Annotated in this window: 22 protein-coding genes; 10 read left to right on the top strand and 12 right to left on the bottom strand. The window is 72.2% G+C overall.

Annotation, left to right across the window (positions count from 1 at the left end; all coding sequences use genetic code 11):
- Position 1 precedes the first annotated feature (1 nt).
- The 8 genes from ABD091_RS19040 (at position 2) to ABD091_RS19075 (ending at position 6,983) form a co-directional block, all read left to right on the top strand.
- The gene (locus ABD091_RS19040) at positions 2-976 is read left to right on the top strand and encodes a gluconeogenesis factor YvcK family protein (protein WP_343921596.1); all 975 of its coding nucleotides are present in this window, start codon (positions 2-4) and stop codon (positions 974-976) included.
- Positions 977-1,040: 64 nt separating this feature from the next.
- Positions 1,041-2,030, top strand: a complete 990-nt coding sequence (whiA, locus tag ABD091_RS19045; protein ID WP_343921598.1) for a DNA-binding protein WhiA — start codon at positions 1,041-1,043, stop codon at positions 2,028-2,030.
- 135 nt (positions 2,031-2,165) lie between these two features.
- The gene (gap, locus tag ABD091_RS19050) at positions 2,166-3,161 is read left to right on the top strand and encodes a type I glyceraldehyde-3-phosphate dehydrogenase (protein WP_343921600.1); all 996 of its coding nucleotides are present in this window, start codon (positions 2,166-2,168) and stop codon (positions 3,159-3,161) included.
- Position 3,162: 1 nt separating this feature from the next.
- On the top strand, positions 3,163-4,383 hold the full coding sequence (locus ABD091_RS19055) for a phosphoglycerate kinase (RefSeq protein WP_343921602.1): 1,221 nt from the start codon (positions 3,163-3,165) through the stop codon (positions 4,381-4,383).
- A gap of 20 nt (positions 4,384-4,403) precedes the next feature.
- The gene (gene tpiA / locus ABD091_RS19060; protein WP_343921842.1) at positions 4,404-5,174 is read left to right on the top strand and encodes a triose-phosphate isomerase; all 771 of its coding nucleotides are present in this window, start codon (positions 4,404-4,406) and stop codon (positions 5,172-5,174) included.
- Between the two features lie 30 nt (positions 5,175-5,204).
- Positions 5,205-5,441: a preprotein translocase subunit SecG gene (gene secG, locus ABD091_RS19065; RefSeq protein WP_343921604.1), complete on the top strand. Its 237-nt coding sequence runs from the start codon at positions 5,205-5,207 to the stop codon at positions 5,439-5,441.
- Positions 5,442-5,455: 14 nt separating this feature from the next.
- Entirely contained in the window at positions 5,456-5,815 is a 360-nt protein-coding gene (locus ABD091_RS19070) for an RNA polymerase-binding protein RbpA (RefSeq protein WP_343921606.1), read from the top strand.
- Between the two features lie 133 nt (positions 5,816-5,948).
- Positions 5,949-6,983: an endonuclease domain-containing protein gene (locus ABD091_RS19075; protein WP_343921608.1), complete on the top strand. Its 1,035-nt coding sequence runs from the start codon at positions 5,949-5,951 to the stop codon at positions 6,981-6,983.
- Between the two features lie 4 nt (positions 6,984-6,987).
- Here the strand turns inward: ABD091_RS19075 and pgl are convergent, their stop codons facing one another.
- The 6 genes from pgl to tkt are packed head-to-tail and all read right to left on the bottom strand — an operon-like array spanning position 6,988 to position 15,106.
- Positions 6,988-7,740: a 6-phosphogluconolactonase gene (pgl, locus tag ABD091_RS19080; RefSeq protein ID WP_343921610.1), complete on the bottom strand. Its 753-nt coding sequence runs from the start codon at positions 7,738-7,740 to the stop codon at positions 6,988-6,990.
- The gene (locus tag ABD091_RS19085; protein WP_343921612.1) at positions 7,737-8,651 is read right to left on the bottom strand and encodes a glucose-6-phosphate dehydrogenase assembly protein OpcA; all 915 of its coding nucleotides are present in this window, start codon (positions 8,649-8,651) and stop codon (positions 7,737-7,739) included. The genes pgl and ABD091_RS19085 overlap by 4 nt, the downstream gene beginning before the upstream one ends.
- A gap of 1 nt (position 8,652) precedes the next feature.
- Complete coding sequence (zwf, locus tag ABD091_RS19090) at positions 8,653-10,191, bottom strand: glucose-6-phosphate dehydrogenase (protein WP_343921614.1); 1,539 nt, start codon at positions 10,189-10,191, stop codon at positions 8,653-8,655.
- The gene (gene pgi / locus ABD091_RS19095; RefSeq protein ID WP_343921616.1) at positions 10,188-11,840 is read right to left on the bottom strand and encodes a glucose-6-phosphate isomerase; all 1,653 of its coding nucleotides are present in this window, start codon (positions 11,838-11,840) and stop codon (positions 10,188-10,190) included. Before pgi ends, zwf begins: the two co-directional genes overlap by 4 nt.
- A complete protein-coding gene (gene tal / locus ABD091_RS19100) occupies positions 11,837-12,955 on the bottom strand; it encodes a transaldolase (RefSeq protein WP_343921618.1) in 1,119 nt (372 codons plus the stop codon). The genes pgi and tal overlap by 4 nt, the downstream gene beginning before the upstream one ends.
- A 45-nt stretch (positions 12,956-13,000) precedes the next feature.
- Entirely contained in the window at positions 13,001-15,106 is a 2,106-nt protein-coding gene (tkt, locus tag ABD091_RS19105; protein ID WP_343921620.1) for a transketolase, read from the bottom strand.
- A gap of 136 nt (positions 15,107-15,242) precedes the next feature.
- Between tkt and ABD091_RS19110 the strand changes: the two genes are divergently transcribed.
- Complete coding sequence (locus tag ABD091_RS19110) at positions 15,243-16,190, top strand: heme o synthase (protein ID WP_343921622.1); 948 nt, start codon at positions 15,243-15,245, stop codon at positions 16,188-16,190.
- A 219-nt stretch (positions 16,191-16,409) separates the two neighbouring features.
- Here ABD091_RS19110 and ABD091_RS19115 read toward each other — a convergent pair whose 3' ends face one another.
- From ABD091_RS19115 to ABD091_RS19140, 6 genes are read right to left on the bottom strand one after another with little or no spacing between them, the layout of a single operon-like run.
- Positions 16,410-17,117 carry a 4a-hydroxytetrahydrobiopterin dehydratase gene (locus tag ABD091_RS19115; RefSeq protein ID WP_343921624.1) on the bottom strand — a complete coding sequence of 236 codons (708 nt, stop codon included), beginning with the start codon at positions 17,115-17,117 and terminating at the stop codon, positions 16,410-16,412.
- 31 nt (positions 17,118-17,148) lie between these two features.
- Complete coding sequence (locus tag ABD091_RS19120; protein ID WP_343921626.1) at positions 17,149-18,015, bottom strand: COX15/CtaA family protein; 867 nt, start codon at positions 18,013-18,015, stop codon at positions 17,149-17,151.
- Complete coding sequence (locus ABD091_RS19125) at positions 18,006-18,770, bottom strand: ABC transporter permease (RefSeq protein ID WP_343921628.1); 765 nt, start codon at positions 18,768-18,770, stop codon at positions 18,006-18,008. The genes ABD091_RS19120 and ABD091_RS19125 overlap by 10 nt, the downstream gene beginning before the upstream one ends.
- Complete coding sequence (locus tag ABD091_RS19130) at positions 18,767-19,705, bottom strand: ABC transporter ATP-binding protein (protein WP_343921629.1); 939 nt, start codon at positions 19,703-19,705, stop codon at positions 18,767-18,769. Before ABD091_RS19130 ends, ABD091_RS19125 begins: the two co-directional genes overlap by 4 nt.
- 50 nt (positions 19,706-19,755) lie before the next feature.
- Positions 19,756-20,406, bottom strand: a complete 651-nt coding sequence (locus ABD091_RS19135; RefSeq protein ID WP_343921631.1) for a response regulator — start codon at positions 20,404-20,406, stop codon at positions 19,756-19,758.
- Entirely contained in the window at positions 20,403-22,472 is a 2,070-nt protein-coding gene (locus ABD091_RS19140) for a sensor histidine kinase (protein ID WP_343921633.1), read from the bottom strand. The genes ABD091_RS19135 and ABD091_RS19140 overlap by 4 nt, the downstream gene beginning before the upstream one ends.
- A gap of 175 nt (positions 22,473-22,647) precedes the next feature.
- Between ABD091_RS19140 and ABD091_RS19145 the strand changes: the two genes are divergently transcribed.
- Positions 22,648-23,265: a hypothetical protein gene (locus ABD091_RS19145; protein WP_343921635.1), complete on the top strand. Its 618-nt coding sequence runs from the start codon at positions 22,648-22,650 to the stop codon at positions 23,263-23,265.
- Positions 23,266-23,269 lie beyond the last annotated feature (4 nt).

A 23,269-nucleotide genomic window follows, 5' to 3' on the forward strand; every position in this document is an offset into this window, starting at 1 on the left:
CGTGCGGCCGACCGCACAGTCGGCGGTGGCCCTCGGGGGCGGCCACGGCCTCCACGCCTCGCTGAGCGCCCTGCGCCAGCTCCACGACGACCTGACGCTCGACCAGGTGACGGCGGTCGTCACGGTCGCCGACAACGGTGGCTCCTCCGGCCGTCTGCGCGGCGAGTTCGGTGTCCTGCCTCCGGGCGACCTCCGGATGGCGCTCGCGGCTCTCTGCGGCGCCGACGACTGGGGACGGACCTGGGCCGACGTCGTCCAGCACCGGTTCGCCGGCGAGGGGGAGATGAACGGCCACGTGATCGGCAACCTGCTGATCGTCGGCCTGTGGGAGCGTCTCGGCGACCACGTCGAGGCACTCGACTGGGTCGGCCGGCTGCTCGGTGCCCATGGCCGGGTGCTCCCCATGGCCCTCACCCCGCTCGACATCACCGCGCGGGTGCGCGGCACCCACGCGGCCGACCCCACGGCGACCTCGACCGTCCGCGGCCAGGTCGAGGTCGCCACGACCGGGGGAGAGATCGTCTCGGTCGCGCTCGACCCGCCCGACCCGACGGTGTGCCCGGAGGCGGTGGCGGCGATCCTCGACGCCGACTGGGTGGTCCTCGGCCCCGGGTCCTGGTTCAGCTCGGTGATCCCCCACCTGCTCATCCCGGCGCTCCGCGACGCCCTCGAGCGCACCGACGCCCGGCTGGTCGTGGTGCTCAACCTCGAGCCGCAGGACGGCGAGACCGGGGGCTACGGCCCCGAGGACCACCTCGGGGCACTGCTGGAGCACGCGCCCGACCTCGCCATCCACACCGTCCTGGCCGAGCGCTCGACGGTCACCGACGTCGAGACACTGCGGGCCGCGGTCGGCTCCGCCGGGGGAGAACTGGTCCTCGCCGACCTCGCCGAGCGCGACGACGAGGGCCGTGTCACACCCCGCCACGACCACGCCCTCCTGGCCGCCGCCTACCGCGAGATCTTCGAGGCCTGACAGGGGCTCCTGACGCCCGGAGCGGCCGTCGAGGGTTGTTGACGCGCGTGCGAGACTCTGCCCCATGGCGATGACGGCACAGGTCAAGGCGGAGCTGGCCAGCACCCCGATCACCAAGACCTGCTGCCGCAAGGCCGAGGTGGCCTCGATGCTCCGGTTCGCCGGCGGTCTCCACATCGTCAGTGGCCGCATCGTCGTCGAGGCCGAGCTCGACACCGGAGCGGCCGCACGGCGCCTGCGCAAGGACATCGCCGAGGTCTACGGCCACCACTCCGACGTCGTGATGGTGCAGGGCAACGGCATCCGCAAGGGCAGCCGCTACCTCGTCCGGATCGTCAAGGACGGCGAGGCCCTGGCCCGCCAGACCGGCCTCCTCGACCAGCGCGGCCGCCCGGTCCGCGGCCTGCCGCCAGCGGTCGTCTCCGGGGGCAGCTGTGACGCCGTCGCCGCCTGGCGCGGCGCGTTCCTGGCCCACGGCTCGCTGACCGAGCCCGGACGGTCGTCCTCGCTCGAGGTCACCTGCCCCGGCCCCGAGGCCGCCCTCGCCCTCGTCGGCGTGGCCCGGCGCCTGGGCGGCATCCCCGCCAAGGCACGCGAGGTGCGGGGCGTCGACCGGGTCGTGATCCGCGACGGCGACGCCATCGGCGCCCTGCTGACCCGCCTCGGCGCCCACGAGTCGCTGATGGCGTGGGAGGAGCGGCGGATGCGGCGCGAGGTGCGCGCCACGGCCAATCGGCTCGCCAACTTCGACGACGCCAACCTCCGTCGCTCGGCCCGCGCGGCCGTCGCCGCCGGCGCCCGCGTCGAGCGCGCGCTCGAGATCCTCGCGGACGAGGTCCCCGACCACCTCAAGCTCGCCGGCCACCTGCGGCTCGAGCACAAGCAGGCCTCGCTCGAGGAGCTCGGCCAGCTCCACGACCCCGTGCTCACCAAGGACGCGATCGCGGGCCGGATCCGACGGCTCCTGGCTATGGCGGACAAGCGCGCCGAGGAGCTGGGGATCCCCGACACCGAGGCCTCGCTGACGCCGGAGATGCTCGCCGAAGAGGCCTGAGCCGACTCCGGACCGACCCTCGGCCGGGGTTACCCGTCCGTACGCGGAACCGGCGCTCGTGAGCCCTGCCACGTGGCGATAGGGTCGAGACGTCTTGCCCTGCTGTCCGTACCCGTCCCACTCAGGAGTCCTGCTGTGACCGTCCGCGTAGGCATCAACGGCTTCGGCCGCATCGGCCGCAACTTCTTCCGCGCCGTCAGGGCGTCCGGTGCCGACATCGAGATCGTCGGCGTCAACGACCTGACCGACAACGCCTCGCTCGCGCACCTGCTCAAGTACGACTCGATCCTGGGTCGCCTCGACGCCGACGTGTCGAGCACCGACACCTCGATCGTCGTCGGCGGCACCGAGATCGCCGTCTCCGCCGAGCGCGACCCGGCCAACCTGTCCTGGGGTGACCTCGGCGTCGACGTCGTGGTCGAGTCGACCGGCTTCTTCACCGACGCGACGAAGGCGAAGGCCCACGTCGACGCCGGCGCGAAGAAGGTCATCATCTCCGCGCCCGCCTCCAACGAGGACATCACCATCGTGATGGGCGTCAACCACGAGCTCTACGACTCCGCGTCCCACACCGTCATCTCCAACGCGTCGTGCACGACCAACTGCCTGGCGCCCATGGCGAAGGCCCTCAACGACGGCCTCGGCATCACCCAGGGCCTGATGACGACCATCCACGCCTACACGGCCGACCAGAACCTCCAGGACAACATCCACAAGGACCCGCGCCGCGCCCGCGCCGCCGCCCTCAACATGGTGCCGACCTCCACCGGCGCTGCGAAGGCGATCGGGCTGGTGCTGCCGGAGCTCAAGGGCAAGCTCGACGGCTACGCCATGCGCGTGCCGGTCCCGACCGGCTCCGCCACCGACCTCACCTTCGAGGCGAGCCGCGAGACCTCCGTCGAGGAGGTCAACGAGATCGTCAAGGCGGCGGCCGACGGCCGGTTCCTGAAGTACTCCACCGACCCGATCGTCTCCACCGACATCGTCACCGACCCGGCGTCCTGCATCTTCGACGCGCCGCTGACCAAGGTCATCGGCAACCAGGTCAAGGTGCTCGGCTGGTACGACAACGAGTGGGGCTACTCCAACCGCCTCGCCGACCTGATCACCCACGTCGGCGCCTCGCTCTGACGTGAGCACCATCGAGTCGCTCGGCGACCTGCGCGGCAAGCGCGTCCTGGTCCGGTCCGACCTCAACGTCCCGCTCGACGGGGCAAGGATCACCGACGACGGGCGCGTGCGCGCCAGCGTCCCGACGATCCGCGCCCTGTCCGAGGCCGGCGCCCGGGTGGTCGTCACCGCCCACCTGGGCCGGCCGAAGGGAGAGCCCGACCCGGCGTACTCCCTGGCGCCGGTGGCCGCCCGCCTCGGCGAGCTGCTCGGTGCCGAGGTGGCGTTCGCGACCGACACCGTCGGTCCGAGCGCGACGGAGACGGTCGCGGGCCTCGAGGACGGGCAGGTCGCCGTCCTCGAGAACGTGCGGTTCAACGCCGGTGAGACCGCCAAGGAGGACGAGATCCGCTCGGCCTTCGCCAGCGAGCTCGCCAAGCTGGCCGACGCCTTCGTCAGCGACGGCTTCGGCGTGGTCCACCGCAAGCAGGCGTCGGTCTACGACGTCGCGCTGCAGCTGCCGTCCGCGATGGGCGGGCTGGTCGCGGCCGAGGTCGACGTCCTCCAGCGGCTGACCGAGGAGCCGGAGCGGCCCTACGTCGTCGTGCTCGGGGGGTCGAAGGTGTCCGACAAGCTCGGGGTCATCGACAACCTGCTCTCCAAGGCGGATGCGCTGCTCATCGGTGGCGGCATGGTCTTCACCTTCCTCAAGGCCCAGGGCCACGAGGTCGGCAAGAGCCTGCTCGAGGACGACCAGCTCCAGACCTGCCGCGACTACCTCCGGCGCGCCGACGAGACCGGCGTCGAGATCGTGCTGCCGACCGACATCGTGGTCGACACCGCCTTCCCGGGCGGCGACCGCGAGCCGCAGCCACAGGTGGTGGCCGCTGACGCCATCCCGGCCGACGCGCTCGGTCTCGACATCGGCCCCGACTCGGCCGCGGCCTTCGCCGAGAAGGTCCGCGGTGCCCGGACGGTGTTCTGGAACGGCCCCATGGGCGTCTTCGAGACCGCCGCCTTCGCCGAGGGCACCCGGGCCGTCGCCCAGGCGCTCACCGAGGTCGACGGGCTCTCCGTGGTCGGCGGCGGCGACTCCGCCGCGGCCGTGCGGACGCTCGGCTTCGACGAGGCCGCGTTCGGCCACATCTCCACCGGCGGTGGCGCCAGCCTCGAGTACCTCGAGGGCAAGGAGCTCCCCGGCATCGCCGTGCTCGACCGAAACCCAGACAGGAACCCGCTGTGACCGACTCCCGCACGCCCCTGATGGCGGGCAACTGGAAGATGAACCTCAACCACCAGGAGGCGGTGGTGCTGGTCCAGAAGCTCGCGTGGACGCTGTCGGACAAGAAGCACGACTACGGCCAGGTCGAGGTCGTCGTCGTGCCGCCGTTCACCGACCTCCGGTCGGTCCAGACCCTCGTCGACGGCGACCAGCTGCTGGTGAAGTACGGCGCCCAGGACGTCTCGACCCAGGACTCCGGCGCCTACACCGGCGAGATCTCCGCCGCGATGCTGTCCAAGCTCGGCTGCTCCTACGTCGTCGTCGGCCACTCCGAGCGGCGCGACTGCCACGCCGAGACCGACGAGGTCGTCAACGCCAAGGCCCACAAGGCCCTCGCGGCCGGCATGACCCCGATCGTGTGCGTCGGTGAGGGCCTCGAGGTGCGGCAGGCCGGCGAGCAGGTCGCCCACACCCTGGCCCAGGTCGACGGGTCGCTGGCCGGGTTCAGCGCCGAGCAGGTCGCGGGCCTGGTCGTCGCCTACGAGCCGGTCTGGGCGATCGGCACCGGCGAGGTCGCCACCCCCGACGACGCCCAGGAGGTCTGCGCCGCGATCCGCGAGCGGGTCCGGGAGGTCCACGGCGACGCCGCGGCCGACGGGCTCCGCGTCCTCTACGGCGGTTCGGTGAAGGCAGCGAACGTCGCCGGGATCATGGACAAGGGCGACGTCGACGGCTGCCTCGTGGGGGGCGCGAGCCTCCAGGCCGACGAGTTCAGCGGTATCTGCCGGTTCTACGACATGCCGCTGCTCTGAGCGGCGGAGTGTGACGTAGGCTCTACGACCGTGGAACTGCTCTTCACCATCCTGCTCGTCATCACGAGCCTGCTGCTCATCATGCTCGTGCTCCTGCACAAGGGTCGCGGTGGCGGTCTCTCCGACATGTTCGGAGGCGGGGTGTCCAGCTCGCTGGGTGGCTCGTCGATCGCGGAGAAGAACCTCGACCGCATCACGATCGGTATCGGCGCGATCTGGTTCGCCTGCATCGTGGCCCTCGGCCTGATGCTGGCCTACCAGGGCTGAGAGAGGGACCGACCATGGCTCAGGGTGGAAACGCGATTCGCGGCAGCCGCGTCGGCGCCGGACCGATGGGCGAGGCCGAGCGCGGCGAGGCCGCGCCTCGCCAGGCCGTCGCCTACTACTGCTCCCACGAGCACCGCTTCGTGGTGACCTTCTCGGTCGAGGCGACCGTCCCCGACTCGTGGGACTGCCCCAAGTGCGGCCTCCCGGCCAGCATGGACTCCGACAACCCGCCGCCGGCGCCCAAGATCGAGCCCTACAAGACCCACCTGGCCTACGTGAAGGAGCGCCGCTCCGAGACCGAGGCCGCCGACATCCTCGACGAGGCCCTCGAGCTCCTCCGCTCCCGCCGCAAGTCCGGCGAGCTCATCTTCTGACCGGTCATTCCCAGGCCCCTGTCAGTCGCTGACCGGGCACTTGGTGGCCCTTGCGGTACGCCGACCGGGCAATCACCGCTCCACCTGTGGATGACGGCCACCAGGCGGGTTGCGCGGCGACGATGCTCGGCGCATGCCTGCTCCCTCGTGGCTCCCCGCCGAACTGGCCCTGCTCGACGCGCGATGCCCCTTGCCGCTCGACGCACCCTTCACCGCTGCGACCGCGCGTGTTCTCGACGTCGGTGCCAAGCAGGTCCGCACGCTGTTGGTCCGAGGACTGCTGCGGGAGGTGGTGCGGGGCGCCTACGTCGCGACCCAGGTGCCTGACACGATCGCACTTCGCGCAGGGGCGCTTCGTCTGGTGCTCGCGTCGGGTGCGGTCGTCACCGACCGGACCGCCGCATGGCTCCACGGTGTCGACGTGCTGCCTCGTGCTGCAGTCCACGCGCCCGTACCCATCGACGTCTTCAGCGCGGACGAGTCGCGCGTTCGTCGCCCCGGCGTGAGCAGCGGTATCCGCCACCTGGTCGCCGCGGACCTCACCGAGGTCGACGGGGTGCCCGTGACGACAGCCGTCAGGACCACCCTCGACCTCGGCCGGCTGATGCGGCGCTACGACGCGATCGGGGCGCTCGATGCCTTCCTGCGCCATGGCGTGCCACGGGCCGCTCTCGATGCGGAGCTTCCCCGCTTCCGGGGCTACCGAGGGATCGTCCAGCTGCGAGCGCTGCTGCCGATCGCTGACCCACGAGCCGAGTCGGTCCCGGAGTCAGCGCTCAGGCTGCACGCCCTGGACGCCGGACTGCCCGAGCTCGAGCCCCAGGTGTGGGTGGGGGGCTTCCGTGTCGACCTCGGCTCCCGCGAGCTGCGCTACGCCGCGGAGTACTGCGGTCGAGCCTTCCACTCGGGTGCCACACGCGCGGCCGACCAGGAGAGGACGGCAGAGCTCACCGACGCGGGCTGGCTGGTCGACGAGTTCTGGAGTGACGACCTCTACGCGCCGTACGCCGACCCGTCCCGGCGGATGCGGACGTCGATGGATCGCGCGCGTCGACGGCTCGGTCAGTGGCGACCCGAAGGCCACTTCCTGGGGCCTGTGAGTGCCCGGTCAGTCGGTCCGAAGGGCGTGGAAGTGCCCGGTCGGCCACCTGGGTGGGGCTTGGAATGACGGGTCAGAGGAGGGAGGCGGCGGGGCGGTCGAGGAACCAGATGGCCTGGGTGGGGGAGTCGGCGCCGGGATCGACGACCCCGCGGGCGGGAGTCTCCTCGACGGTGCCGTCAGGCGCGAGGGCGCGGGCGACGGCCTCTGCCTTCTCCTCGCCGCTGACGACGAAGAACACCGCCCGGCTGCGGCGCAGCGCGGGAAAGGTGAGGGTGATCCGCCCCGGCGGCGGCTTGGGGGAGTCGGGCACCCCGACGGCGACGGCGTCGTCGACGGCGAGCGCGGGATGACCGGGGAAGAGGGAGGCGACGTGGCCATCGGGCCCCACGCCGAGCATCAGCACCTCGAACGCGCCGGCGCCGTGCTCGCGCACCTCCTGCCCGTACGCCGCCGCGGCGTCGTCGAGCGACAGCCCCGAGTCGAGCGCGGGAGCCTCGTGCACGCGAGCGGGGTCGACCCCGAGCGCGTCGAGGAACCCGGACCGCGCCGACCGGGCGTTGCGGTCGTCGGAGTCACGGTCGACGTAGCGCTCGTCGCCCCACCAGAAGACGACCTGCGACCAGTCGACCTCCGACTCGGGCCCGATCCGCCCGATCTCGGCGTGGATCCTCACCGCGATCGACCCGCCGGTGAGCCCGACCTGGGGCACCTCGCCCCGGGCCTGGGCATCCTCGATCCGGCGCACGACCTCACCCGCGACCGAGGTCGCCAGGGTCGCGGCGTCGGGGTGGACCTCGACCTCGACCTGGTCGGCGGCGCTCACGCGCGGTCCCCGGTCAGGGCCAGCAGCCGCTTGGCCGTGGCGGCGTAGACGTCGTCCTCGTCGCTCCAGCGCAGCTCCTCGGCGAGGAGCTCGGGCAGCTCCCGACGCTTGAGGGCCACCGGGCGGTCGGGACGGTCGGGCGAGGAGAGCATCGCCAGCCGTCCGTCCGGGCGGGCGATCCGGATGTCGCCCTCGGCGGTCTCGAGCACCACCTCGGTGATGCCCGGCCCCTGCGAGTTGGTGCGCTCGGCGGGGACCTTGAGCCGGTCGGCCAGCCAGGCGAGGAGCAGGTCGGCGCTGGGGCTGATCCGTTCGGCGGTCACCCGGACGCTGCGGACCTTGAGCGGCTGCTGGTCGAGCGCGGCGGCGAGCAACGCCCGCCACGGGGTGATCCGGGTCCACGCCAGGTCGGTGTTGCCGGGGGCGTAGGTCTCGCACTGGCCGCGCAGGGCCTTGAGCTTGCCGCGCGAGACGAAGGCCGAGTCGGTGATCCGTCGCTTCCCGAGCGCACCGAGCGGGTCGGCCGCCGGGTCGTCGGGGTGGTCGGTCGGCCACCAGACGACGACGGGGGAGTCGGGCAGCAGCAGCGGCAGCACCACCGAGGCGGCGTGCTTGACGACCTCGCCCTTCAGCCGGATCAGGGCGGTCTCGCCGCTCCAGCCCTGGCCGATGCCGACCTGGGCGTTGATCTGGGCGGCGCCGCGTCCGTCGCCGTGGATGACGCCGAGGACGCGGGCCGGGTGCTCGTGGGACGCCTCCCGCGCCGCCTCCATGGCGTTCTGGGCGTCGTCCTCGTCGACCACGACGACCAGGGTCATGACCATCCCCATCGCCGGGCTGCCGGCGCGGATCCGGCTCCGGGTGAACTGCGCTGCGATCTCCGCGGCGTTCGTGTCGGTGAGCTCGATCATCTCAGGGTCGCCTCCAGGTGCGGCCGTCGCGGGCGAGCATCGCGTCGGCCGACGCGGGGCCCCAGGTCCCTGCCTCGTAGTCGTCCGGTCTCGCCTTGCCCCGGGCGTCCTGCCTCGCCCAGTGGTCGAGGATCGGGTCGAGGATCTGCCACGACAGCTCCACCTCCTCGTGGCGGGGGAAGAGCGGCGGGTCGCCGAGGAGCACGTCGAGGATCAGCCGCTCGTAGGCCTCGGGGGAGGACTCGGTGAAGGAGCCGCCGTAGGCGAAGTCCATCGTCACGTCGCGGATCTCCATCGAGGTGCCCGGCACCTTCGACCCGAACCGCACCGTCAGTCCCTCGTCGGGCTGGATGCGGATGACCAGCGCGTTCTGGGTGAGCTCCTCGGTCGCGCTGGCGTGGAACGGCAGGTGGGGTGCGCGCTTGAAGACGACCGCCACCTCCGTGACGCGGCGCCCGAGCCGCTTGCCGTGGCGCAGGTAGAACGGCACGCCGGCCCACCGACGGTTGTCGACGTGGAGGGTGATCGCGGCGTAGGTCTCGGTCGTCGAGGACTTCGGGATGCCCTCCTCGTCGTGGAATCCGGCGACCTTGACGCCGCCGGACCAGCCCTCGACGTACTGGCCGCGCGCGGTGGTGAGGTCGAGGCGGGGCGGCAGCGACACTGCGCCGAGGAGCTTCTGCTTCTCGATGCGCAGCGCCGTGGCCTCGAAGTCGGGCGGCTCCTCCATGGCGACCAGCGCCATCAGCTGGAGCAGGTGGTTCTGGATGACGTCGCGAGCGGCGCCGATCCCGTCGTAGTAGCCGGCGCGCCCGCCGATGCCGATGTCCTCGGCCATCGTGATCTGGACGTGGTCGACGTAGTTGGCGTTCCAGATCGGCTCGAACATCGCGTTGGCGAAGCGCAGCGCGAGGATGTTCTGGACGGTCTCCTTGCCGAGGTAGTGGTCGATCCGGAAGACCGAGCCACTGGGGAAGACCTTGTTGAGCGCGTCGTTGAGCTCCCGCGCCGACTCGAGGTCGTGGCCGAACGGCTTCTCGACGACGACGCGGCGCCAGCTGCCGTCACGGCCCTCGGAGAGACCGTGCTCCTCCAGCTGCTGGACGACGTCGCCGAAGAACTTGGGCGGGATCGAGAGGTAGAACGCGTGGTTGCCGGCCGTGCCGCGGGCCTGGTCGAGCTCCTCGATCGTACGGCGCAGCTGGTCGAAGGCGGCGTCGTCGGAGAAGTCACCCGGGACGAACCGGAAGCCCTCCGCGAGCTGCTTCCAGACCTCCTCGCGGAACTCCGTGCGCGCGTGCTCCTTCACCGCGTCGTGGACGATCTGGGCGAAGTCCTGGTCGGCCCAGTCGCGCCGCGCGAAGCCGACGAGGCTGAAGCCCGGCGGCAGCAGGCCGCGGTTGGCCAGGTCGTAGATCGCCGGCATCACCTTCTTGCGCGCCAGGTCGCCGGTGACGCCGAAGAGCACGAGGCCGCTGGGTCCGGCGATGCGAGGGAGGCGGCGGTCCTCGGGGTCCCGCAGGGGGTTGGGGCTCGTCATCGGGTGCGGTGCCTCCGGTAGTAGTCGATGAGCGAACGGGTCGAGGCGTCCTGGTCGGCGAGCGCCTCGGCGTCGCCGGCGACCGCGGGGGTGACCTGCTGCGCGAGCTGCTTGCCGAGCTCGACCCCCCACTGGTCGAAGCTGTCGATGCCCCACACGACGCCCTGCACGAACGTGATGTGCTCGTAGAGCGCGACGAGCTGACCCAGCACCGACGGCGTCAGCTCCGGCGCCATGATCGAGGTGGTCGGCCGGTTGCCGGTGAAGACCCGCGCGCTGACGAGGTGCTCCGCGGTGCCCTCGGAGCGCACCTCGTCGGCAGTCTTGCCGAACGCCAACGCCTTGGTCTGGGCGAAGAAGTTCGCGAGGAAGAGCTCGTGGACGTCGGCCTCGCCGTCGACGAGCGGGTAGGCAGGCCGCGCGACCGCGATGAAGTCGGCCGGCACGAGCCGCGTGCCCTGGTGGATCAGCTGGTAGAACGCGTGCTGGCCGTTGGTGCCGGGCTCTCCCCAGAAGACCTCACCGGTGTCGCTGGTGACCGGGGTGCCGTCCCAGCGCACGCCCTTGCCGTTGGACTCCATGGTCAGCTGCTGGAGGTAGGCCGGGAACCGGTGGAGCTGCTGGGCGTAGGGCAGGACGGCGTGGGTCTGGGCGTCGAGGAAGTTGGTGTACCAGACGTTGAGCAGGCCCATCAGCACCGGCACGTTGTGCTCCGTCGGTGCGGTGCGGAAGTGCTCGTCCATCGCGTTCATGCCCTCGAGCAGCTCCGCGAAGCGGTCGGGCCCGATCGCGACGACCAGCGACGTCCCGATCGCGGAGTCCATCGAGTAGCGGCCGCCCACCCAGTCCCAGAACCCGAAGGCGTTGTCGGGGTCGATGCCGAAGTCGGCGACCTTGTCGAGCGCGGTCGAGACCGCCACGAAGTGCTGCGCCACGGCCTCACCGTCGTCGTGCCCGGCCAGGCCCTCGAGCAGCCACGCCTTGCACAGCCGGGCGTTGGTGAGGGTCTCGAGCGTGCCGAAGGTCTTGCTCGAGACGATGAACAGCGTCGTCGCCGGGTCGAGGCCGGCGAGCGTCTGGGCGGCGTCCGTGGGGTCGATGTTGCTGATGAACCGGCACTCGAGCCCGTCCTGGACGTAGGGCGCGAGGGCCTCGTAGGCCATCACCGGTCCGAGGTCGGAGCCGCCGATGCCGATGTTGACGACGGTGGCGATCCGCTCGCCGGTGACACCGGTCCACTCGCCCGACCGCACCTGCTCGGCGAAGTCGTAGACCCGGTGGAGGACGTCGTGGACGTCGGCGACGACGTCCTGGCCGTCGACCTCCAGCTCCGCCTCGGACGGGAGCCGGAGGGCTGTGTGGAGCACCGCCCGGTCCTCGGTGACGTTGATGTGGTCGCCGCGGAACATCGCCTCACGGCGGGCGTCGAGCCCCACCTCGTCGACCAGTGCGTGGAGCGCCTTCCAGATCTCCGGCGTCACGAGGTTCTTCGACAGGTCGACGTGGAGGTCGGCGGCCGCCACGGTCGACCGCTCGACCCACTCGTCGTCGGCGAGCGCACGGCGCAGGTCCGGCGTGAAGCCGTCGGCCAGCGACGCGAGCCGCGCCCAGGCCTCCGTACGGGTGGCGTCGACCGGCCCCTGGGTCATGAGCGGGCCGCCTCCAGCGACTCCGAGAGCGTGGACTGGAGCTCGTCCCAGGCGACCACGAACTTGTCGACGCCCTCCTTGATCAGGACGGCGATGACGTCGTCGTAGTCGACGCCTGCCTCCTCGAGCGCCTCCATGTGGGCCTGCGCGTCGTCGTAGAACGGGCGGACGCGGTCGCCGCGGACGACACCGTGGTCGGCGACGGCCTCGAGGGTCTTCTCGGGCATCGTGTTGACCGTGTTCTCCACCGCGAGGTCGACGACGTACATCGTGTCGTCGTAGTCGGGGTTCTTGACCCCGGTCGACGCCCACAGCGGTCGCTGGGTGTTGGCGCCCTGGGCGGCCAGCGCCTCCCACCGCTCCCCGGCGAAGAACTGCTCGTAGGCCTGGAAGGCCAGGCGCGCGTTGGCGACGCCGGCCTTGCCGCGCAGGGCGGGGTCGGTGCCGGGGCCCTCGGTGGTGGCCTCGAGCCGCTTGTCGATCTCGCTGTCGACGCGGGAGACGAAGAACGAGGCGACGGAGTGGATGCTCGACAGGTCGTGGCCGTTCTCGGCTGCCCGCTCCAGGCCGTCGACGTAGGCCTCCATCACCGAGCGGTACTGGTCGAGCCCGAAGATCAGCGTCACGTTGACGCTCATGCCGTTGGCCAGCGTCTCGGTGATCGCCGGCCAGCCCTCCGGGGTGCCGGGGATCTTGATGAACAGGTTGGGCTCGGCCACGGTCTTCCAGAGGTCGGCGGCCTCGGCCACGGTGCCGTCGGTGTCGTGGGCGAGCCCGGGGGACACCTCGATCGACACCCGGCCGTCGACGCCGTTGGTGGCGTCGAAGACCGGCCGCATGACCTTGCAGGCCTCGCGGACGTCGTCGGTGGTGATGGCCCGGGTCGCGGCATCGACGTCGGCCCCGGCAGCGGCGAGCTCACGCACCTGGGGGTCGTAGCGCTCGCCGTCGGCGAGCGCGGCCTGGAAGATCGCCGGGTTGGTCGTCACGCCGACGACGAACTTCTCCTGGACGAGGTCGGCGAGGTTGCCGGTCTCGATCCGTTCCCGGGAGAGGTCGTCGAGCCAGATCGAGACGCCGGCCTCGGTGAGCTGCTGCAGCGGGTTGGTGGACATGTGTGGTTCCTCCTGTGGGTCGCTGTCGGTGGCCGGGGCCGGGTCTCAGCCGGCGGCCACCTGGATGCTGTCGTGGGCCGCGTCGACGACCGCCTGGGCGGTCACGCCGAACTCGCGGTAGATGCGCTCGTAGTCGGCCGAGGCGCCGTAGTGCTCGATGGACACGATCCGGCCGTGGTCGCCCACGACCTCCCGCCAGCCCTGCGCGATGCCGGCCTCGACGGAGACCCTGGCCTTCACGGTCGGGGGGATGACGGCCTCGCGGTAGGCCGCGTCCTGGGCGTCGAACCACTCGCGGCACGGCATGGAGACGACGCGGGCCTTGATGCCCTGCTCCGCGAGCATCTCGCGCGCCGCCACGGCGAGCTGGACCTCGGAACCCGTGCCGACGAGCACCACCTCGGGGGCACCGTCCTCGGCATCGACGAGGACGTAGCCGCCCTTGCCGACCAGCTGCGGGTCGCTGGTGTCGGCGAACCCGTCGGTGCCGCGCGGGAGGACGGGCACGTTCTGCCGCGTCAGCACCAGACCGGAGGGCCGATCGGTGTGGCCGAGCACGACCTGCCACGCGGCGGCCGTCTCGTTGGCGTCCGCGGGTCGGATGACGTCGAGACCCGGGATCGCACGCAGCGCGGCGAGGTGCTCGATCGGCTGGTGGGTCGGGCCGTCCTCCCCGAGGCCGATGGAGTCGTGGGTCCACACGTAGGTGACCGGCAGCTGCATCAGCGAGGCGAGCCGTACGGCGGGGCGCATGTAGTCGGAGAACGTGAGGAAGGTGCCGCCGAAGACGCGGGTGCCGCTGTGGAGCGCGATGCCGTTCATGATCGAGCCCATGGCGTGCTCGCGGATGCCGAAGTGGAGCACCCGTCCGGCGTAGGGATCGCCGGTGAACTTGTCGGTCGAGCGATCCGCCGGGATGAAGGACGGCGCGTCCTCGATGGTGGTGTTGTTGGAGCCGGCCAGGTCGGCGGAGCCGCCCCACAGCTCCGGCAGCTTCTTCGCGAGCGCGTTGATGACCTCGCCGGACGCCTTGCGGGTGGCCACGCCCTTGGCGTCGGCCTCCCAGGTGGGGAGGTCGTCGTTCCAGCCCTCCGGCAGCGCGCGGCCGCGCAGCCGCATGAGCAGGTCGAACTTGTCGGGGTTGGCCTCGCGCCAGGCGTTGAGGCCCTGGTCCCACTCGTCGCCGGCCTGCGAGCCGCGCTCGCGCAGCGCCCGCGTGTGCTCCAGGACCCCGGGCGGGATCTCGAAGGTCTGCTCGGGGTCGAAGCCGAGCACCTTCTTGGTGGCGGCCACCTCGTCCTCGCCGAGGGCCGAGCCGTGGGCGGCGCCGGTGTTCTGGGCGTTCGGCGCCGGCCAGGCGATGATCGTCCGCAGCTGGATGAAGCTGGGCCGGTCCGTGACCGCGCGCGCCTTCTGGATCGCGCGCCAGAGCTCCTGGACGTCCTCGACGTAGTCCTCGCCGCCGTTGGTCCAGTCGACCGTCTGGACGTGCCAGCCGTAGGCCTCGTAGCGCTTCGCCACGTCCTCGGAGAGGGCGATGTCGGTGTGGTCCTCGATCGAGATCTTGTTGGCGTCGTAGATCAGCGTGAGGTTGCCCAGCCGCTGGGTGCCGGCGAGGGACGACGCCTCGCCCGAGACGCCCTCCTCGATGTCACCGTCGCTGGCCAGGCAGTAGACGTGGCTGTCGAACGGCGAGGCGCCCTCGGCCGTGTCGGGATCGAGCATCCCGCGCAGCTTGCGGCCGGCCATCGCCATGCCGACGGCGTTGGCCACCCCCTGGCCGAGCGGGCCGGTGGTCGTCTCGACGCCCGCCGTGTGCCCGTGCTCGGGATGACCGGGGGTCTTGCTGCCCCAGGTGCGCAGCGCCTGGAGGTCCTCCAGCTCGAGCCCCCACCCGCCCAGGAAGAGCTGGGTGTAGAGCGTGATGCTGGAGTGGCCGCACGACAGCACGAAGCGGTCGCGGGCGATCCAGTCGGGGTCGGCCGGGTCGTGGCGCATCACCTTCTGGAAGAGCAGGTAGGCCGCCGGCGCGAGACTCATCGCGGTGCCGGGGTGGCCGTTGCCCACCTTCTGCACGGCGTCCATCGCCAGCACTCGCGCGGTGTCGACGGCCTTGTCGTCGAGGTCGGTCCAGTCGAGCTTGCTCACCATGTCGCTTCGAGGGTTCCTCTCGGGTGTCGTGCGGGGTCCTGCCGGTGGTCGTGCCTCGGCTTCGAGCCTACTCACCGGTGGCGATAGACTGCGAGCCGCACCAACCTCCAGACCTCTCCCGTTCCCGAGGACTTCCGTGACATACGTCGGCCACCCGGCGTCTGCGTCGTCGCAGGCCGAGCACCCGGGTCGCGCGACGGTCAAGGACGTGGTGGCGGCCTACGTCGGGCTCACCAAGCCGCGCGTCATCGAGCTGCTGCTGCTGACGACCGTCCCGGTGATGTTCTTCGCGGCCCGCGGGGTGCCCGAGCTGTGGCTCGTGGTCGCGACCGTCGTCGGCGGGACGCTCTCCTCCGGCTCGGCGTCGGCGCTCAACTGCGTCTACGACCGCGACATCGACGAGCAGATGCGTCGCACGCGGCGCCGGGCGCTGCCGCGCCACATCGTCTCGCCCGTCTCGGCGACGGTCTTCGGCGTCGTGCTCGGCGTCCTGGCGACCGTCGTGCTGTGGGCGTTCGTCAACCCGCTCTCGGCGATGCTGGCCCTGGCCGCCGAGGCGTTCTACCTCGTCGTCTACACGGTCCTGCTCAAGCGCCGCACGACCCAGAACATCGTCTGGGGCGGCCTCGCGGGCTGTTTCCCCGCGCTGATCGGCTGGACGGCGGTGACCAACGAGCTGGCGTGGCCGCCGGTCGTCCTCTTCCTCGTCGTCTTCTTCTGGACCCCGCCCCACACCTGGGCGCTGGCACTGCGCTACCGCGAGGACTACGCCAACGTCGACGTCCCGATGCTGCCGGTCGTCGCCCGTGCCGAGAACGTCGGTCGGCAGATCGTCCTCTACAGCTGGGCGATGGTCGCGACCTCGCTGGTGCTCTGGCCGGTCGCCGGCACCGGACTCGTCTACCCCGTCGTCGCCGCCGTCCTGGGCGCCGCCTTCCTCCTCGAGGCCCACCGGATGTGGCGTCGTACGCGCGGCACCGAGGACCTCGCGAAGATCCAGCCGATGCGGCTGTTCCACTCCAGCAACCTCTATCTCTCGCTCCTCTTCGTCGCCGTCGCCCTCGACCCGCTCCTGACCCGCTGACAGGTCGAGTCGCGGGTCTGTGACAGGTGAGTCGCGGACCTGTTCCGCGACTCGGCAGTCACAAGTCCGCGACTCGACCCGCCCGGAAAAAAGTTCCAGAAAGTTTCGGGTGGGGGGCAACCGAACCGGCGACAGGCGCGTCTATCAGGGTGACAGCGGCGCTGATTCGGCCACGGGGGTCCGACTCAGGCCGCTGTCGCCATTTCCCGACAGGTGCGGTCAGGCGGACGGCGTCGCGGAGACGTCGGCGACCAGGACGCCCCGGTTGCCGTCCTGGTCGGCCAGCACCGTGAGGCCGGGTGCCTCGCTGTCGTCGACGACGGTGCCGCCGGCCGCCACGACCGCCGCGACCCGGTCGGCCACCACCTCGGGAGCCACGTAGACCTCGACGTGGAAGCGGGGGTGGGTCCCGCCGGGGTCGTCGGCGTCCGCGAACCAGAGGTTCGGCAACCGCCCCGCGGCGTCGCGGATCTCGTCGCCCGGGGTGCCGCGGCCCTGGTCCTCGGGATTCCCGGTCATCAGTGCCGCCCAGACCGGTGCGACGGTGGCGGACTGGCCGGTGTCGAGGCCGAGCTCGACCTCCGTCACCGACGACGGATCGGCCGTGAGCCCCAGATCGGCGGCGATGCCGGCGACCTCCCGGGCGAGGTCGACGTCCTGCTGGGTCACCCACTCCACGACGAGCTCGGTGCCGTCGTCGCCGCGGTAGACGGCGTCGTCGCTGACCAGCTCGAGGTCGACCCGGCCCCGCCCGATCGAGACCCGTGGGTGGTGGTCGCGCACGTCGCCCGCGGCGCCCACGGCGGCCAGGAACCGCACGGCGGCGGCGAAGTCGGGCACCAGGTAGCTGGCGTGCAGCCCCTGGGCGAGCTTGCGCCAGTCGGTGAGGCCGGCCTCGGCGATCTGCGTCCCCCGCATCATGTCCATGCCGGGACCCTAGCCCCGTCGCCGCGCCGGGTCAGCCCGTCGAGCGGGGCCGCGTGGCCAGCAGCGCCCACGTCATCGTCGCCGCGACGAGCGCCGCACCGAGCAGGTGGAAGCCGACGAGGACGATCGGCAGGTCCGTGAAGTACTGCACGAACCCGATCGTGCCCTGCGCGAGCGAGACGAGGAGCAGGGCGACCGCGGCCCGGCGTGCTGCGCCGGTGGTGACCAGGGCGAGGCCCGCCATCAGCCCGAGGAACAGGAAGACCCCGTCGGCGTGGAGCTGGCTGAGCTGGAGCGGGTCGAGGCCGTTGCGCGGGGAGTCCTCGTCGCCGGCGTGCGGGCCGGAGCCGGTCACGACGGTCCCGAGGTAGAGGACCAGCCAGCCGGCCGCGTAGAGCGCCACGGCGAGATGGCGTACGCCGGGTGCGGACCCGTCGCGCGCGGGCCCGCGGAGCACGTCGAGCAGCCACACGCAGACGCCGATGATGCCCATCGACACCAGCAGATGGAACGAGACCACCCACGGGTTCAGGTCGGTGAGGACGGTGACGCCGCCGATCAGCGCCTGGGCGGGCACACCGAGCGCGATGACGGTCGCCATCCAGAACGGACGCGAGTCGGAGGGATCGGCGCGCCGCGCCAGCAGCGCGGCGACCCAGCAGCCGATCGCGATCGCTGCGAGCAGGAAGGTGAGCGTGCGGTTGCCGAACTCGATCACGCCGTGGACGCCGAGCTCGCCGTGCGGCACGTAGGACTGGTCGGTGCAGCGCGGCCACGTCGGGCACCCGAGCCCGGAGCCGGTCAGCCGCACGGCGCCGCCGGTCACGACGATGCCGATGTTGGCGACGAGGTTCGCGACGGCCAGCGGCCACAGGGCGCGGGGTCGGGTCACTCCCACCGGAAGCTCCTCGCGGTGAGGACGGTGCCGACGACGCCCCAGGCGGCCAGCACAATCAGGGGCAGGACGGGGAGCGAGCCGTCGCCGAGGGCGGACCGCATCGCCTCGCCGAGCGCCCCGGACGGCAGCCACTGGGCGAGCGACCCCCACGCGCCGTACGACGACGCGGGGAGCACGACGGCACCGCCGGCGAGCAGCAGCAGGTAGACGAGGTTGGCCGCGGCCAGCGTCGCCTCCGCGCGCAGCACGCCCGCGACCAGGAGCCCGAGGGAGGCGAAGGCGAAGGTCCCGGCCAGGACCGTGAACAGGAGCCCGACGACGGCCACGTCCGGCGACCACCCGAGGGCGAGAGCGACCCCGCCGACCACGACCAGCTGGCCGAGCTCGACGAGGAACAGCGCGCCGATCTTGCCGAGCAGCAGACCGGAGCGGGGGAGCGGCGAGGTGCCGAGTCGCTTCAGCACGCCGTAGCGGCGCTCGAAGCCGGTCGCGATCGCCAGGGAGGTGAACGCCGTGGACATGACAGCCAGGGCGAGCACGCCCGGGGTCAGGACGTCGACGGGGCGCCCCGACAGCTCGAGGCCGACCCGCTGCGCCGCGAGGACCCCGCCGACGAGGACGATGACGGGGATCACGACCGCCAGCAGCAGCTGCTCGCCGTTGCGGACCAGGAGCCGCGACTCCATCGCCGCCTGGGCGAGGACCATCCGTGGGAGCGGAGCCGCGCCCGGCCGGGGGGTGAAGGTGCCGGTCACGAGGTCAGCTCCCGTCCGGTCAGCTGGAGGAAGACGTCCTCGAGGGTGCGCTGGCCCAGCGACAGCGTCTCGGGCAGCACGTCGTGCTCCTCGCACCACGCCGAGACCTTCGCGAGCGTGGTCGAGTCCGCGGGTCCGGTGACGAGCAGGCTGAGCTCGTCGAGCTGCTGGACCTCGGTCCTCTCGCCCAGGCGCGCTCGCAGCGACTCGGGTGCCCCGGGCGGGAACGGCTTGGTGACGACCAGCCGGATCGTGGCGACCTCGCCGCCGCGGGTCAGCTCCAGCGGGGTCCCGCTGGCGATCAGCCGGCCACGGTCGATGATGTGCACCCGGTCGGCCAGCCGCTCGGCCTCCTCGAGGTAGTGGGTCGTGAGCACGACCGTCACCCCGTCGGCCCGCAGCTCCTCGAGCAGGGCCCACGTCGTACGGCGCGCCTGCGGGTCCATGCCCGCGGTGGGCTCGTCCACGAAGACCAGCTCGGGTCGCCCGACCAGCGCCATCGCGAGACCGAGCCGCTGCTTCTGGCCGCCGGAGAGCCGGCGGTAGGGGGTGCGACCGCACTCGTCGAGGCCGAGCCGGTCGGCGAGGACCGCGGTGTCGAGCGGGTGGGCGTGGAGCCGCGCGACGTGGTCGAGCATCTCCCGCGCCCGTACGCCGGACCACGCACCGCCGTCCTGCAGCATCACCCCGATGCGGGGGAGGAGGTCGCGACGGTCGCGCCGGGGGTCGAGGCCGAGCACGCGCACGGTGCCCTGCTGCGGCGCGCGGTAGCCCTCGCAGGTCTCGAGGGTGGTCGTCTTGCCGGCGCCGTTGGGGCCGAGGACCGCGGTGATGGTGCCGCGGTCGACCGTGAGCGACAGGTCGTCGACGGCCACGGTGTCGGCGTACCGCATCACGAGGCCGTCGACCTCGACGGCGGGTGCGGAGGCGGACACAGGCCTCAGTCTAGGAATCGACCGGGCGCGGCCCGCGGCGGGACGTCCGCTCAGTCTCCCTGCCCGAGACCTGCGTCACGGGCGCGGATGATCACCTCGGCACGGTCGGTGGCCTGCAGCTTGGACAGGATGCTGGTGATGTTGTTGCGGATCGTCTTGGGGGAGAGGAAGAGCGCCTGGGCGATCTGGCCGTTGTTGCGGCCGGTCGCGATCAGGTCGAGGATCTCGGTCTCGCGCTCGGTGAGCTCGGGGAAGGGCCGCTCGGGGCGCGAGGCCGGAGCGAGCACCTCGGCGATCCGCGCGGCCAGCGACGCGCCGAACACGACGCCGCCACCGTGGACCGTCGTCAGGGCGCGGACGATCTCGTCCTGCTCGGCGCCCTTGCGGAGGTAGCCGCGCGCACCGGCCCGGAGCGCCGCGAGCACCGTGCCGTCGTCCTCGCCCATCGTGAGGACCAGGACACCGACGTCGGGCTGCGCGGCGGTGATGGTGCGGGTGGCCTCGATGCCGTTCAGCTCGGGCATCTGCACGTCCATGATGATCACGTCCGGACGGTGCTCGGCCGCCATCACGACCGCCTCGGCGCCGTCGGCCGCGCGGGCCACGACCTCGATCTCGGGGAGCGGGTCGAGCAGCGACGCCAGTCCGTCGCGGAAGACGGGGTGGTCGTCGGCGATCATCACGCGCATCGGGTCGGTCACTGGTCTCTCCTCGTCTCCTCGGCGAACGGAAGCCACGCGTGGACGGTGGTCCCACCACCCGGTGGGCACGAGACCTGGCACTGCCCGCCGAGCTCCTCGGCCCGCTCACGCATCGACAGCAGGCCCACCCCGGCGGCGACGTCGTCGGCGATGCCGCGTCCGTCGTCCGTGACCTCGACGGACAGCGCGCCGCTCGTGCGCAGCATCGACACCGTGGCGGTCGCGGCGCCAGCGTGCTTCACGACGTTGGTGAGAGCCTCGGCGACGGTCCGGTACGCCGCCACCTCGACGGCAGCGGGCAGCCCGGCGAGCGCCTCGGCGTGGACGGTCACCGCCAGCTCCGGGCGCAGCCGCTCGGCCTGCTGGCGGACGGCCGCCTCGAGGCCCAGGTCGTCGAGCGCGGGTGGCCGGAGGTCGTGGACGAGCCGGCGGACGTCGTCGAGCGCGTCGGAGACCTCGGTGCGGGCCAGGCGGACCAGCTCGCGCGCCCGGTCGGGGTCGGACTCCACGGCGTTGCCGGCGGCGTCGAGCCGGAGGGCGACGCCACCGAGCGCGGGGCCCAGCCCGTCGTGGAGGTCGCGCCGGATCCGGCGGCGGTCCTCCTCGCGACCCAGCACGAGGCGCTCGCGGCTCTCCTGCACCTCGGTCGCCAGCAGGCCGGCGCGGATCGCGATCGCCGCCTGGCGGACGAGGTCGACCAGCAGGCCCTGGTCGCGGCGCGACAGCATGGCCCGGACCCCGAGCACCGGCAGCACAAGCCGGCCGACACGCGTGTCGTGGTAGGCGATGTCGAAGGACTGCACCTCAGCGGGTTCGCGGCCGTGGGTCGCCGCCAGCAGGCCGCCGTCGGGCGTGACGACCTCGACCCGGACGAAGGACACCTTGAAGGTGTCGGCCACGGCACCGGCAAGGGCGGGCAGCTGCTCGTCGAGCGATCCCGTCGCCTCGAGCCGGGCCGCCAGCGCCGAGACCGCGTCGTAGCGGTCGCTGCGCCGGCCGAACAGCAGGCGGCGCACGCCCTGGCCGAGCCAGGCCCGCAGCGGGCCGTAGACGACCACGGCGAGGACCAGCACCAGGAAGGTCACCTCGCGCTGGTCCAGCCGGTCACCCAGCACGCCGTCGAGCGCGGCGAGCAGAGCGACGTCGACGGCGACCACCACCGCCGCGACCGCAGCGGTGGTGAGGGTCCAGGCGACGAGGGCGTCGACGTCCCCGAGGCCCGGACGGACCAGGCCGACGGTGATGGAGGCCGCCAGCGTGGTGACGGCGACGTTGAGGGCGATCGTGGTCGCGAGGCCGCCGATCGAGAAGACGACCCCGGCGACCACGAGCAGGACGCACATGATCCCGGCCCACAGCAGCCAGCGGAGCTGGGTGCGCTCGGACGACGACGCCTGCCGGTGACGCAGCCACACCAGTGCCACGGCGCCGACGATGGAGCCGAAGGTCAGGACCTGAGCGGTCACGAGGAGTGCCGTCCACACCGCGTCGGAGAGCGGGAGGGTGAACAGCTCCGTGTCGACGTCGGCGGGGCCGTTCTCTCGGAACACGATGCGGTCGGGAGCGACGAGCAACATGACCGGGAGCGCGAGCGACGACGCCGCGACGGCGAGACCGGCAGAGCGCGCCCGGCCGGGGAGCAGCCGACCGGTGGGATAGAGCAGGAGCAGCGCCACCAGGCCGGAGAGCAGCACCGCACCGAACCGCGCGACGAACCAGAACGCGAAGCCGGTCAGCGGCAGGTCGTGGGTGTAGCCGTAGGTGATCCAGCCACTCAGCACCCCGTCGAGGGCCCAGACGGCTCCGACGGCGACAAGCAGCCGACCCACGGCGTGACGCGGGACCGCGGTGAGCACGGCCGCGGCCGCCAGCAGCAGCAGGAGTCCGGGGACGACGCTCGACGACGCCGTCCCCGCACCCGACGCGTCCCGCTGGGTGGCCGTGGTCGCCAGGTCGAGCGCGACCGAGGCCGCGAGGGCGAGGACCGTGGCGCCGGCGAGCAGCACGGCGACGGTCCCGGTCCGGTCGCGGCCGGCCGTCCCTCCGGGCGCCGTCGTGCTCGTCATGCGTGCAGTATCACCGCGCGGACGTCCCGGCGTCCCGGGAGCAGCGTCCCGACCTGTCGGGACCGGCTCCGAGGACCGGGGAGGGGACCGCGCTCCCTGCCGGCCGGGGCTGCGGGACGGCGAGTGTTCCGGTGTGCCGCAGACCGCGGCTCCACCACTCATCGGAGGAAGTCACATGTCCGTCTCCCACACCCCGGCCCCGGCCCGCTCGGACGTCGCCACCGCGACCTCCGCGACCGGAGCCACCCGCCCGTTCCTGGTCCACGGCCGGGTGCTGACCGCCGGCGCCCTCGCCTGGACGGTCTCGATCCTCGCCGTCGGCCAGGACCCGCACAGCCCCCTCGGCCTCGCCGTCTTCGGCATCGGCTCCGGCCTCTTTCAGGTCGGCGTGATGTTCCTGCTCCGCGTGTTGTGGCGCACGAACGCCATCGGCTCGGGGCGGGTCGCCCGCACGGTCCTCCGCGTCGAGGCCGGAGTCCTCTCGCTCGCCATGCTCTCGACCTTCGTCGACGCGATCGGGCTGTCGAACCTCGAGCAGACCGGCTGGCTGGTGCTCGACCTCTGCTGGCCGCTCTCGATGCTCGGCATGTTCCTCATCGGCGTCCGGATCGCGATCGCGGGCCGGTGGCACGGGCTCAGCCGCTTCTGGCCGATGGTCGCCGAGAGCTGGGCCGTCGTCACCGTCCCCGCCATGGGCATCTTCGGCGCGACCGTCGGCCAGTACGTGGGCGCGCTCCACCTCGTGGTCGGCTACGCCGTCCTGGGTGTCCTGGTCAGCCGCAAGCAGGGCTGAGCGG

The organism is Nocardioides aestuarii (genome assembly GCF_039527245.1).
GTDB lineage: Bacteria > Actinomycetota > Actinomycetes > Propionibacteriales > Nocardioidaceae > Nocardioides > Nocardioides aestuarii.

What these genes read in the sequence shown, in the direction of transcription:
- tal (WP_343921618.1), bottom strand. Translation starts at nt 12,955, where the DNA reads ATGTCCACCAACCCGCTGCAGCAGCTCACCGAGGCCGGCGTCTCGATC.
- ABD091_RS19140 (WP_343921633.1), bottom strand. Translation starts at nt 22,472, where the DNA reads ATGACGAGCACGACGGCGCCCGGAGGGACGGCCGGCCGCGACCGGACC.
- ABD091_RS19145 (WP_343921635.1), top strand. Translation starts at nt 22,648, where the DNA reads ATGTCCGTCTCCCACACCCCGGCCCCGGCCCGCTCGGACGTCGCCACC.
- whiA (WP_343921598.1), top strand. Translation starts at nt 1,041, where the DNA reads ATGGCGATGACGGCACAGGTCAAGGCGGAGCTGGCCAGCACCCCGATC.
- ABD091_RS19115 (WP_343921624.1), bottom strand. Translation starts at nt 17,117, where the DNA reads ATGGACATGATGCGGGGGACGCAGATCGCCGAGGCCGGCCTCACCGAC.
- tpiA (WP_343921842.1), top strand. Translation starts at nt 4,404, where the DNA reads ATGGCGGGCAACTGGAAGATGAACCTCAACCACCAGGAGGCGGTGGTG.
- ABD091_RS19085 (WP_343921612.1), bottom strand. Translation starts at nt 8,651, where the DNA reads ATGATCGAGCTCACCGACACGAACGCCGCGGAGATCGCAGCGCAGTTC.
- tkt (WP_343921620.1), bottom strand. Translation starts at nt 15,106, where the DNA reads ATGGTGAGCAAGCTCGACTGGACCGACCTCGACGACAAGGCCGTCGAC.
- zwf (WP_343921614.1), bottom strand. Translation starts at nt 10,191, where the DNA reads ATGACGAGCCCCAACCCCCTGCGGGACCCCGAGGACCGCCGCCTCCCT.
- pgi (WP_343921616.1), bottom strand. Translation starts at nt 11,840, where the DNA reads ATGACCCAGGGGCCGGTCGACGCCACCCGTACGGAGGCCTGGGCGCGG.
- ABD091_RS19070 (WP_343921606.1), top strand. Translation starts at nt 5,456, where the DNA reads ATGGCTCAGGGTGGAAACGCGATTCGCGGCAGCCGCGTCGGCGCCGGA.
- ABD091_RS19075 (WP_343921608.1), top strand. Translation starts at nt 5,949, where the DNA reads ATGCCTGCTCCCTCGTGGCTCCCCGCCGAACTGGCCCTGCTCGACGCG.